Consider the following 12,228-nt stretch of genomic DNA (forward strand, 5'->3'; position numbering starts at 1 on the left):
AGGCGTTCCTTCTTTTTTGATTGATCGCAGGGACCGCGCAAGCGGTTACCGCCACCCGGAGATTGAGTTGATGATGCACACCACCTTCCGCACGCCGGCACGCCGGCTGCTGAGCACCGCACTGGTCAGCTGCCTGATGCTGGCCGCCGCTCCGAACGTCATGGCGCAGTCGGCCAATGCCAGCTTGCGCGGCCAGGTATCCGGCGCCCAGGCCGGCGCCGAAGTGACCGCCACCAACGTCGCCACCGGCACCGTCCGTCGCGGCACCGTCCGCGCCGACGGCAGCTACTCGCTGATGGGCCTGGACCCAGGCACCTACGACGTGGTCGCCAATGGCCAGACCCAGAAGGTCACCGTCACTGTGGCCTCGACCGCCACCCTGAACTTCGCCGGTGCCGCCAGCAGCACCCCGGGTTCGACCGCGGCCACCAACCTGGACACCGTCAACGTTGTCGCGCCAACGCTGCTGCAGGAAGTGCGCACGTCTGAAGTCGGCAAGACCGTCAGCCTGCAGCAGATCCAGACCACGCCCCAGGTCTCGCGCAACTTCCTGGAGTTCGCCGACGCGGTGCCGGGCCTGATCTTCACCCGTGATGCCAAGGGCAACACCTCGCTGCGCGGCGGTGCCACCAATGCCGACGGCACCAACGTCTACATCGACGGCGTGGGCCAGAAGAGCTACGTGAAGGGCGGCGGCGTGGCGGGCCAGTCCGGCAGCGCCGGCAATCCGTTCCCGCAGCTGGCCATTGGCGAGTACAAGGTCATCAGCGGCAACTACAAGGCCGAGTACGGCCAGGTCTCCAGTGCTGCCGTCACCGCCGCGACCAAGTCGGGTACCAACGAGTTCAAGGGCGAAGCCTTCTACCGTTACACCAACGACAGCATGCGCGCGATGACCCCGGCCGAACGCCAGCCGAACAAGGGCAAGGAGGATTCGGCGGAGAAGGAATACGGCTTCGCGCTGGGTGGCCCGATCATCCAGGACAAGGCCCACTTCTTCGTGACCTACGAAGCCAAGCGCTTCGACCTGCCGGTGACCATCGCGCCGGATGGTGCGGTCACAGGTGCTGCCGGTCTGCTGCCGGCCATCGGCGCCGCCGGCCTTGGTCCGGCCAGCCAGCCGTTCCAGCAGGACCTGATCTTCGCCAAGATCGACTTCGAGCCGACCGACAATGATCGCATCGAGCTGACCTTCCAGGACCGCGACGAAACCCAGTCGCAGTTCAGTGGTCAGACTTCGCCGGAGGCCGGTCGTGAAGTGGTCAACACCGACCGTCGTTACGCGCTGCGCTGGAACCACAGCGGTGAGCGCTACTACAACGAATTGATGCTGACTCACGAAGATTCGTTCAACAATCCGAACCCGCTGACCCTGGCCAACGGCATCACCTACACCGCGCCGGACGGTCCCGAAGACCGCACCGTGGTGAAGATCGGTGGCGCCTCGGCACTGGATTCGCAGGTGAAGGGCCAGAAGGGCTGGTCGATCGAAGACAACCTGACCCTGGATGGCATCCAGTGGGCCGGCGACCACACCATCAAGATGGGCGTGAAGTACAAGCAGATCGACCTGTACGCCTCCGATGCGGCACAGATCAACCCGACCTTCACCTACTCCCTGGGCGATCCGGACTTCCCGGATTCGATTCCGTACAAGGCGCAGTTCGTCAAGCCGGTGACCGGCGTGTCGGGGGTGTCCGGCGAAGTCCGTTCGAAGTCCAAGCAGTACGGCGTGTTCATCCAGGACGACTGGCAGGTCAACGACCACCTGCAGCTGAACATCGGCCTGCGCTGGGACTACGAAAAGACTCCGACCTACCTGAACTTCGTCACCCCGCAGCAGGTGGTCGACGCCATCTATTCGCAGGATCCGCGTGCACCTGCCGGACAGACCTACGCCGATTCGCTGGCGCTGGGTGGCCTGGACATCAGCGACTACATCAGCAACGGTCACAACCGCAAGGCATTCAAGGATGCCTGGCAGCCGCGCCTGGGCTTCTCGTATGACATCAATGCCGACGAGCAGCACGTGATCCACGGCGGTGCCGGCCGGTCCTACGACCGCGACCTGTTCGACAACCTGCAGCTGGAAACCACCAAGCTGGCTTTGCCGCAGCCGACCATCTACTTCCGCAACCCGGCCACCGGCACCTGCATCAACGGCCAGGCCGCCTGCTATGACTGGAACCCGAACCTGCTCAACGGCATCGGCAACCTGCAGTCCCTGGTCGGCGCGACCAGCAATGCCGGTCTGGAAGTGGACCTGCTGAACAACAAGCTGAAGGCGCCGTACTCGGACCAGTTCAGCTTGGGCATGAGCAACCGGATCGGCGAATGGCTGACCGATGCCACCATCGCTCGCACCCTGAGCTACGACGGTTTCGCCTTCACCCTGGGCAACCGTTACCCGACCGGCCAGTTCTTCGATGACCCGCGCCTGTGCGGTGGCACCGACCCGGGCCTGAGCCAGGCGTGGAGCTGCAACGTGCCGGGCTTCGGCAGCCTGATCATTGGCCAGCAGGGCATCAAGACCCGTGCCACCCAGGTCCTGCTGTCGGCGCAGAAGCCGTTCACCAAGGAAAGCGGCTGGGGCACCTCGATCGCCTACACCTGGACCACCGCCCGCCACAACCGCGACATCAACGAGAAGTACGCGTTTGACCGCGGTCTGATCGGTGACTATCCGACCATCCGCTCCAACGGCGCACCGCGCCACCGCCTGGTGGTGACCGGTTCGTACGCGGGCTTCTGGGGCATCACCTTCGGCGGCAAGATCACCCTGGCAACCCCGACCGCCGTCAACGACTGGTATCCGGTGATGCAGGCCAGTGGCTACACCCTGCCGACCCCACAGGCAGCCGTGCCCAATGCCACCGGCAAGTTCCTGGTGGGTGGCAAGATCTTCGGCTACCGGTCGGTTGACCTGCAGGCGACGAAGACGTTCAAGATGCCGGGCGATACCGAGCTGTACGCGCGTATCGACATCATCAACGTGTTCAACTTCGACAACTTCTCCACCTATAACTACGTCAAGACCAACGGCAAGCTGCAGGCCAGCTACAACGAGACCGGCGACATCATCGGTACTCCGCGCCAGATCAAGGCCGAAGTGGGCTTCCGCTTCTAAGCCCGGATGTAGATGCACGAACCGATGCCGCCGCTCCGCCGGCGGCATCGGCTGCGTGAAAACGGCAATGGCCGGCCCCGCGCCGGTCCATTGCCCATGCCGCTGCCGGCCAGGGGGTCAGCGGCATGGGCAATGATCGCGGTGTCAAACCACGTTTTCCGTGGTTTTTTCAGAACGCATCTTGTAAACGATTTCAGATCATTGGACGGTATGCTTTCCCATCGATCAGACCACCGGAGAAATCGCGCCATGCAGGCACGCCATCTGTTGTCCGCCGCAGCGTTGAGCCTGGCCGTGGCCGCCTGCCAGCCGGCCCAGCAGGAACCTGCCAAGCCGCGGCCGCCGGTGATCCTGATCGAGGCCGATGCACCGCCGCGGCCGATGAAGCCGGTGCTGCCGCCGTTGTTCGATGACATCGAGCGTCGTACCTTCCAGTTCTTCTGGGATACCACCAACGAGATCAATGGCCTGACCCCGGATCGCTATCCGTCGCGGCCGTTCGCCAGCATCGCCTCGGTCGGCTTCGCACTGACCGCGTACCCGATCGGCATCGAGAACGGCTGGGTCAGCCGCAACCAGGCGATCGACCGCACCCTGACCACGCTGAAGTTCTTCCGCGACGTGCCGATGGGCCCGCAGCGCACCGGCAAGGCCGGCTACAAGGGCTTCTACTACCACTTCCTGGACATGCAGGAAGGGCGTCGCTACGACAGCTGGGTTGAGTTGTCCTCGGTGGATACCGCGCTGCTGATGATGGGCGTGCTGTTCGCGCAGTCGTACTACGACGGCGACGATCCGCGTGAGAAGGAGATCCGCCAGATCGCCGACACGTTGTACAAGAAGGTCGACTGGCCGTGGCTGCAGCAGCGTGCACCGCTGATCTCGATGGGCTGGTTCCCCGAGAGCGGCTTCATCGACCACGACTGGATGGGCTACAACGAGGCGATGATGGTCTACATCCTTGCCCTGGGCTCGCCGACGCACCCGGTCAGCCCGGATGCGTGGACGGTGTGGACGCGTACCTATGACAACGACTGGGGCGTCTACCAGGGCCAGGAATACCTGTCCTTCGGCCCGCTGTTCGGCCACCAGTACAGCCACGTCTGGATCGACTTCCGCGATATCCAGGATGCGTACATGCGCGAGCGCGGCAGCACCTACTTCCTCAACAGCCGCTCGGCCGCACTGGCCCAGCGCGAGTACGCCATCGCCAACCCGATGCAGTGGAAGGAGTATGGCGAGAATGTGTGGGGCCTGACCGCCAGTGATGGACCACAGAACACCACCCAGGACTATCGCGGCGAGCAGCGCCAGTTCCGCCATTACTCCTCGCGCGGCGCCGGCCTGCGCGAGAACTTCGATGACGGCACCATCGCTCCCACCGCTGCGATCGCGTCGGTGGTGTTCGCGCCGGAGCAGGTGATTCCGGCCACGCTGGAGATGCACAAGCGCTTTGGCGATTACATCTACTCCAGCTACGGCTTCCTGGATTCATTCAACCCCAGCTTCAACTACGACATCCCGATCAAGACCGGCCGCCTTGTGCCGGATCGCGGCTGGGTCGCCAGCGATTACATCGCCATCGATCAGGGCCCGATCCTGACCATGATCGCCAACTACCGCGATGACTTCGTCTGGGAAGTGATGAAGAAGAACCCGTACATCCGCAAGGGCCTGGAACGGGCCGGGTTCAGTGGTGGCTGGCTGGCACCGGAAGGTTCGTTCCAGCCGCTGGAACTGCAGAAAGACGAAAAGGCCGCGGCGGCACGCGCGGTGGGTATCGCCGAATCACGCGCGGCTGCCGCGCAGGAACAGAAGAACAATGCCAACCGCACCACAGGCCAGGGCAAGTAACCCGATGCCGAACTGGATCGACCGCCTGCGCCGCTGGGCGCTGCCTGCCTTGGCCGCATTGGCCGTGGCCGGCTGCGCCCGTACCGATCCGGGCACCACCACCGTACGTTTCTGGGCGATGGGCCGCGAGGCGGAGGTGGTCAGCGAGCTGATCCATGAGTTCGAGGCCGAGAATCCGGGGATCAAGGTGGATGTGCAGAACATCCCGTGGACGGCCGCGCACGAGAAGCTGCTGACCGCGTTCGCCGCCGACGGCCTGCCGGACGTGTGCCAGCTGGGCAACACCTGGGTACCGGAGTTCGCCGAGCTTGATGCGCTGACGCCGCTGCAGCCGTTCGTGCAGCGCTCGGCCGTGGTCGACCCGAAGGACTACTTCCAAGGCATCTGGGATACCAATGTGATCCACGGCGAGCTGGTGGGCGTGCCGTGGTATGTCGATACGCGCCTGATCTTCTACCGCAAGGATCTGCTGGCCAAGGCCGGTTACGACCACCCGCCGCGCACGTGGCAGGAGTGGGACGAACAGATGGCGGCGATCAAGCGCATGCAGGGCCCGAACCGCTATGCGGTGCTGATGCCGATCAACGAGTTCGAGCAGCAGCTGTCGCTGGCGCTGCAGCAGCCCGATCCGCTGCTGCGCGACGATGACACCCGCGGCAATTTCGCCAGCCCGGGGTTCCGCCGCACGCTGGCCTTCTACGCCAACATGTTCGAGCAGGGCTGGGCGCCGAAGATGTCCGAGACGCAGATCTCCAACGTCTGGGACGAGTTTTTCCGTGGCTTCAATGTGTTCTACATCTCCGGCCCCTGGAACATCCGCGAGTTCAAGAAGCTGCAGCCCAAGGAGCTGGAAGGGCAGTGGGGCACGGCCGCGTTGCCGGGTCCGGACGGTCCGGGCGCCGGTATTGCCGGTGGCACCAGCCTGGTGATCTTCCGCAAGTCGCAGCAGAAGGAAGCCTCCTGGAGGCTGATCGAGTTCCTGTCGCGCCCGGAAATCCAGGCCCGCTTCCATTCCATCATCGGCGACCTGCCGCCGCGTCGAAGTACCTGGAACGCTCCGTCGCTGGCCAATGATCCTCTGGCCGCTGCGTTCCGTGACCAGCTGGAGCGGGTCAAGCCGACGCCGAAGGTGCTTGAGTGGGAGCGCATCGTGCAGGAAATGCGCATCGTCACCGAGAAGGTGGTGCGTGGTGGCCTGGCGCAGGACAAGGCCGTGGAAGAGCTGGACCAGCGCGTGGACAAGGTGCTGGCCAAGCGCCGCTGGATGCATGAACAACAACGACTGCAGCAGCGCGTGCCGTCGCCGCAATCGAGCAGTGCCGTGGCCGCCGGGAGCGCGCAATGAAACGTACTTCGCTTGCCGGCTGGATTTTCGCCGGTCCCTCGCTGATCGTGCTGGGCATGTTCTTCGGCCTGCCGGTCGCCTCGGCGCTGGCGCTGAGCGTGACCGACTTCGACCTCTATGCACTGGCTGACAGCAGCAACCTGCGGTTCGTCGGCCTCGGCAACTACATCGACCTGCTGCAGACGCCGATGTTCTGGAAGTCGCTGTGGAACACCACCTACTTCGTGTTGATCGGCGTGCCGTTGTCGATTGGCGTGTCGCTGGGTGCGGCGATGCTGCTGAATGCACCGGCCGCACGCTTCAAGGCGCTGTTCCGCACCGCCCTGTTCGCGCCGGTGGTGACCACGCTGGTGGCGGTGGCGGTGATCTGGCGCTACCTGTTCCATACCAGCTACGGCCTGGTGAACTACGGCCTGGGCCATCTGGGCATCAGTCCGATCGACTGGCTGGGCGATCCCAACTGGGCGATGCCGACCATCATGCTGTTCGCGGTGTGGAAGAACTTCGGCTACAACATGGTGATCTTCCTGGCCGGCCTGCAGGCCATCCCGCATGATCTGTACGAGGCGGCCCGTATCGACGGTGCTTCGCGCTGGAAGCAGTTCCTGCACATCACCCTGCCGATGCTCGGCCCGGTGCTGCTGGTGGTCGGCGTGATCACCGTGTCGGGCTACTTCCAGCTGTTCGCCGAACCGTACGTGATGACCCGCGGCGACCCACTGCAGAGCACCGTCAGCGTGCTGTATTTCATGTTCGAGGAAGGCTTCAAGTGGTGGAACCTGGGGCGCGCCTCCGCAGTGGCGTTCCTGCTGTTCCTGATCATCCTGGCGGTGACCACCGTGATGCTGCGTTTCGGCCGCAAGAGGCAGTTGGTATGAGTCGTGAAATCGGCCAGTCGCGCTGGTACCCGTGGTTGATCAATGGTGCGTTGCTGGTGCTGGCCCTGGTCAGCCTGGCGCCGCTGCTGTGGATGCTCTCGGTCTCGTTCATGCCGCAGGGCGAGGCGACCCACTTCCCGCCGCCGCTGCTGCCATCGAGCATCACCACGCGCAACTACCATGAGTTGTTCGCGCGCACCGGCATGGGCGGCAACTTCGCCAACAGCCTGCTGGTGTCGGTCGGTATCACGCTGGGTTCGCTGCTGCTCAACACGATGGCCGGCTATGCCTTCGCCAAGCTGAACTTCGTCGGCCGCGAGCGCCTGTTCCAGGTGCTGATGGCGGCGCTGGTGATTCCGGCGCAGGTGGCGATGCTGCCGCTGTTCCTGCTGATGAAGCAGCTGGGCCTGGTCAACAGCTTCGGCGGCGTGATCGTGCCGGCGCTGGCCAGCGTGTTCGGCATCTTCCTGGTGCGGCAGTACGCGCGTTCGATTCCGGACGAGCTGCTGGAAGCGGCCCGTATCGACGGGGCAGGGGAGCTGCGCATCTTCTTCCAGATCGTGCTGCCGATGCTCAAGCCCGTGCTGGTGACCCTGGCGATCTTCACCTTCATGGGTGCATGGAACGATTTCATGTGGCCGTTGATCGTGTTGACCGATCAGGAGCACTACACTTTGCCGGTGGCGCTGGCCACCCTCTCGCGCGAGCACATCATGGACGTGGAAATGATGATGGCCGGCGCGGTGGTCACCGTGGTCCCGGTGCTGGCGCTGTTCCTGGTGCTGCAGCGGTACTACATCCAAGGTCTGTTGCTGGGGAGCGTCAAGGGATGAAGCGAGCGATCGCCGTTGGACTGGGCCTGTTGTGGACCTCCCTGGCGATCGCCGCACCACCGGCGCTGCCGGCACCCAAGGTGCTGGACGACTTCGACGACATCGCCGCCTGGAAGCTGGTGCTGTCCGACCAGGTCAGCGGTTCGCTGCGGCCGGTCAGCGGCGCCGGTGGTGGCCGCGCGTTGTGCCTGGACTATGACTTCCACGATGTCTCCGGCTACGTCGGCATCCGTCGCGCGCTGAACATCGAATACCCGGTCAATTACCGCTTCGGTTTCCAGCTGCGCGGTGATTCGCCGGGCAACGACCTGCAGTTCAAGCTGATCGATACCAGTGGCGACAACGTCTGGTGGGTCAACCGGCCCGGCTACAGCTTCCCCAGGGCGTGGACGCCGGTCGAGTACCGCCGCCGCCAGATCGACAAGGCGTGGGGTCCCTCGCCCGAGAAGGAGATGGCACGCAGTGCTGCGGTCGAGTTCACGATCTACAGCAAGGTCGGCGGCCGCGGCACGGTGTGCTTCGACAAGCTGACCCTGCAGGGCCTGCCAGCTCAGGATGATTCGGCGCTGGTGCCATCGGTGATTGCCGATACCGCCACCGCGCTGCAGGACCGCATGATCGACGGCAAGAGCGATACGTTCTGGATCAGTGGTGGCGTCAAGCAGCAGACCATCAGCCTGGACCTGCACAAGAGCCGCGAGATCGGCGGTGCGGTGATCGACTGGCTGCCGAATCTGGAAGCCCGCCGCTATACCGTGCGCACTTCCGAGGATGGCCGTGACTGGCGTACCGTGCGTGAAGTGACCAGTGGTGCCGGTGGCCGCGACTGGCTGGCGCTGCCGGACACCGATGCGCGCTACGTGCGCTTCGATCTGCAGGACGGGCCGAACTGGCGCTATGGCATCCGTGACATCACGCTCAAGCCGCTGGCCTTTGCCGCCACCCCGAACGCTTTCCTCTCCTCGGTCGCTGCCGACCTGCCACGCGGCTCGCTGCCACGTGCCTATGTGGGTGAGCAGCCGTACTGGACCCTGCTCGGCCTCGATGGCGGCCAGGAACAGGCGCTGATCAGCGAGGACGGCGCACTGGAGCCGGCCAAGGGCAGCTTCAGCATCGAACCGTTCATCCGCCTCGATGGCAAGCTGCTGGACTGGTCGAAGGTGGCGATCACCCAGTCGCTGCAGGATCATTACCTGCCGATCGCCAACGTCGATTGGGTGCATGAAAAGGTTGGCCTGGCGGTGACCGGCTTCGTGCAGGGCACGCCGGAGCGCGCGCAGCTGATCGGCCGCTACCGGCTGAGCAATCCGGACAAGGTCGCACACGAATACACCCTGGCACTGGCGATCCGTCCGTGGCAGGTCAATCCGCCCACGCAGTTCCTCAACACCGTCGGTGGCTTCAGCCGCATCGATGCACTGGATGTCGGCGAGCAGCTGGTACGGGTCAACGGCGAGCCGCGCCTCTATCCGCTGCAGGTGCCGGACGCGCGCTTTGCCAGTACGTTCGATGGCAAGCTCGATGCGATGCACCTGGCGGACGGCAAGTACCCGGCTGAGACCGCGGTGAAGGACGGCACCGGCATGGCGTCGGGCGCGTTGATCTATACGATCAAGCTCGAGCCTGGCCAGAGCCGCGAGGTGGCGGTGGTGCTGCCACAGACCGGTGGCTGGGCGCCGCGGGCGCTGGACGTGGCCAAGGCGCAGGCGCAGGTGGCTGAACAATGGCGCAAGAAGCTGGGCGTGGTCTCGCTGCAGGTGCCCGCTGCGGGCCAACCGCTGGTCGACACCCTGCGCACGGCGGTCGCGCACATGCTGATCTCGCGGGTCGGGCCGCGGCTGCAGCCGGGCACGCGTTCGTATGCGCGCAGCTGGATCCGCGATGGCGCGATGATTTCCGAAGGCCTGCTGCGCATGGGCCGCAGCGATGCGGTGCGTGACTACATCAACTGGTATGCGCCGTACCAGTTCGAGAACGGCAAGGTGCCGTGCTGCGTCGATGCGCGCGGCAGTGATCCGGTGCCGGAGAACGACAGCCATGGCGAGCTGATCTACAGCATCGCCGAGTACGGGCGTTACACCGGCGACAGCACCTTCACCGAGCTGATGTGGCCGCACGTGCAGGGCGCTTTCACCTACATGGAGCAGCTGCGCGCCAGCGAGCGCACCGAAGAGAACCGCGCGCGCAACCCGGCGTTCTACGGGATGATGCCGGCCTCGATCAGCCACGAAGGCTATTCGGCCAAGCCGATGCACTCGTACTGGGACAACTTCTGGGCGTTGCGCGGCTACAAGGACGCGGCGCTGCTGGCGACCCAGCTGGGCAAGGTCGAGGCGATGCAGATTGCCGAATCGCGCGACCAGTTCAGGGATGACCTGCAGGCCTCGCTGTTGTCGGCGATGCAGCAGCACAGCATCGACTACCTGCCGGGCTCGGCCGAGCTGGGCGATTTCGATGCGACCTCGACCACGATCGCACTGGCGCCTGGCGGCGAGCAGGGCCGACTGCCGCAGCAGGCCTTGGAGGCGACCTTCGAACGCTACTGGAACGAGTTCGTCGCGCGGCGCGATGGCAAGCGCGAGTGGAAGGACTACACCCCGTACGAATGGCGCAACGTGGCCGCGTTCGTGCGCCTGGGCTGGCGCGACCGCGCCTGGCAGGCCACCGAGTTCTTCTTCAAGGACCGCGCACCGCAGGCCTGGAACCAGTGGGCCGAAGTGGTCTCGCGCACGCCGCGCAAGCCGTTCTTCGTCGGTGACCTGCCGCATGCCTGGGTGGCCTCGGACTTCGTGCGCTCGGCCTTGGACATGTTCGCCTACAACCGTGACATGGACGATGCGCTGGTGCTGGCCGCCGGCGTACCGAGCGCGTGGCTGCAGGGTGAGGGTGTCGCGGTGCAGGGCCTGCGTACGCCACAGGGCCAGCTCAATTACCGCCTGCAGCGCAGCGACAAGCAGCTGGTGCTGGAGGTGCAGCCGGGCCTGGTGCCGCCGGTGGGGGGCGTGGTGCTGCCATGGCCGTACGCGGGTGATCCGGGCGAGGTGACGGTCAACGGCGAAGCCGCCGAGTGGATCAACAAGGAACTGCACGTGCACCAGCTGCCGGCGCGGATCGAGATCGAAGTGCCGAGCGCGGTGCGCCGCGCCGAGCGCAAGGGACAGTAACGATGAAGCAGCAGGGGGCGAGGGTGCGCACATCGGTGCGTGCCCTGGGGCTGGCCATTGCATTGACATTGCCGGGCGTGTTGATGGCGGCCGAACCGGCTGCCACGACCGCGGCGCCCGACGTTGCCAGCGCGCCGGGCATGAGCATGGTCACCTTCAACCTGCATCATGACCGCGAAGACTGGCCGAGCCGGCGCCGCACCATTCTGGCCGAACTCAAGCGCCTGCAGCCGGATGCGGTTGCCCTGCAGGAGGTGATCCAGCGCCGCAACGTGCGCAACCAGGCGCAATGGCTGGCCAGCCAACTCGGCTACAGGTACGTGTTCGTGTCCACCGATCCGGTTGGGGCGCCCAAGCGCTACGGCAATGCGCTGCTGACGCGGCGGCCGATCCTCGCCCAGGGGGATCATCTGCTGCAGCCGTTGGACGACTACCGCACGGTTGCTCACCTGCGCATCGACGTCGATGGCACGCCGGTGAACGTCTATGCCACGCACCTCAACGAGCGCAGTGACGAGAGCGGGCAGCGCATCCGCCGCAGCCAGGTCGAGGACCTGCTGCGCTTCATCACTGCAACGTCGGCCGGTGCTCCGGTGGTGATCGCCGGCGACTTCAATGCGCTGGTGGATGCTGGTGACCTGAGCGAGCTGCGCAGCCACTACGGCGACAGCTACGGCAGCGTGCACGTCAACACTGACCTGGCCGGGGTCAGTACATTGAACCGGCACTACTACCAGGCACCCTCGCGGATCGACCACATCTTCTTCCAGCAGGACGAGATGGTCGCGCGTGAGGCCAAGCTCCTGTTCGACCAGCCCGATGACAGCGGTCGCTGGGCCTCGGACCACTACGGCGTGTGGACCCGTCTGCAGTTCGCGCCGAAACCCTGACGGAGCACGCTTCGGTAGGTGCCAACCTTGGTTGGCACGGACGTGTCCGCGTCCGCTCCAACAACGGCGCCGACCAAGGTCGGCCTCTTCCAGAGCGCTGCACGCGCCCGATGCACAAACAAAAACGGCGGGGATCA

The 12,228-nt window shown here is 65.0% G+C and carries 7 protein-coding genes; all 7 read left to right on the forward strand.

The genetic code is table 11. From position 1 onward, the window contains the following. Positions 1-70: 70 nt before the first annotated feature. The 7 genes from AC5QAH_RS01755 (at position 71) to AC5QAH_RS01785 (ending at position 12,091) form a co-directional block, all read left to right on the forward strand. Positions 71-3,127: a TonB-dependent receptor gene (locus AC5QAH_RS01755; RefSeq protein WP_313311408.1), complete on the forward strand. Its 3,057-nt coding sequence runs from the start codon at positions 71-73 to the stop codon at positions 3,125-3,127. Between the two features lie 249 nt (positions 3,128-3,376). Continuing rightward, positions 3,377-4,981, forward strand: coding sequence for a glucoamylase family protein (locus AC5QAH_RS01760; protein ID WP_010486724.1), 1,605 nt, complete (start codon positions 3,377-3,379; stop codon positions 4,979-4,981). Between the two features lie 4 nt (positions 4,982-4,985). Next, positions 4,986-6,326 (forward strand): sugar ABC transporter substrate-binding protein, encoded by a 1,341-nt coding sequence (locus AC5QAH_RS01765; protein WP_010486726.1) that lies wholly within the window; start codon positions 4,986-4,988, stop codon positions 6,324-6,326. Continuing rightward, positions 6,323-7,204, forward strand: coding sequence for a carbohydrate ABC transporter permease (locus tag AC5QAH_RS01770; protein WP_006378065.1), 882 nt, complete (start codon positions 6,323-6,325; stop codon positions 7,202-7,204). The genes AC5QAH_RS01765 and AC5QAH_RS01770 overlap by 4 nt, the downstream gene beginning before the upstream one ends. Continuing rightward, positions 7,201-8,037: a carbohydrate ABC transporter permease gene (locus tag AC5QAH_RS01775; RefSeq protein WP_006378064.1), complete on the forward strand. Its 837-nt coding sequence runs from the start codon at positions 7,201-7,203 to the stop codon at positions 8,035-8,037. The genes AC5QAH_RS01770 and AC5QAH_RS01775 overlap by 4 nt, the downstream gene beginning before the upstream one ends. Then, positions 8,034-11,201 carry a discoidin domain-containing protein gene (locus tag AC5QAH_RS01780; protein ID WP_495232035.1) on the forward strand — a complete coding sequence of 1,056 codons (3,168 nt, stop codon included), beginning with the start codon at positions 8,034-8,036 and terminating at the stop codon, positions 11,199-11,201. The genes AC5QAH_RS01775 and AC5QAH_RS01780 overlap by 4 nt, the downstream gene beginning before the upstream one ends. A gap of 2 nt (positions 11,202-11,203) precedes the next feature. Continuing rightward, complete coding sequence (locus AC5QAH_RS01785; protein ID WP_019336628.1) at positions 11,204-12,091, forward strand: endonuclease/exonuclease/phosphatase family protein; 888 nt, start codon at positions 11,204-11,206, stop codon at positions 12,089-12,091. The last annotated feature ends 137 nt before the right edge of the window (positions 12,092-12,228 follow it).

Source organism: Stenotrophomonas sp. YJH_SMC_43 (genome assembly GCF_059372535.1).

Coding starts and splice junctions, on each gene's coding strand:
- AC5QAH_RS01780 (WP_495232035.1), top strand. CDS start 8,034: ATGAAGCGAGCGATCGCCGTTGGACTGGGCCTGTTGTGGACCTCCCTG.
- AC5QAH_RS01755 (WP_313311408.1), top strand. CDS start 71: ATGATGCACACCACCTTCCGCACGCCGGCACGCCGGCTGCTGAGCACC.
- AC5QAH_RS01760 (WP_010486724.1), top strand. CDS start 3,377: ATGCAGGCACGCCATCTGTTGTCCGCCGCAGCGTTGAGCCTGGCCGTG.
- AC5QAH_RS01765 (WP_010486726.1), top strand. CDS start 4,986: ATGCCGAACTGGATCGACCGCCTGCGCCGCTGGGCGCTGCCTGCCTTG.
- AC5QAH_RS01775 (WP_006378064.1), top strand. CDS start 7,201: ATGAGTCGTGAAATCGGCCAGTCGCGCTGGTACCCGTGGTTGATCAAT.
- AC5QAH_RS01770 (WP_006378065.1), top strand. CDS start 6,323: ATGAAACGTACTTCGCTTGCCGGCTGGATTTTCGCCGGTCCCTCGCTG.
- AC5QAH_RS01785 (WP_019336628.1), top strand. CDS start 11,204: ATGAAGCAGCAGGGGGCGAGGGTGCGCACATCGGTGCGTGCCCTGGGG.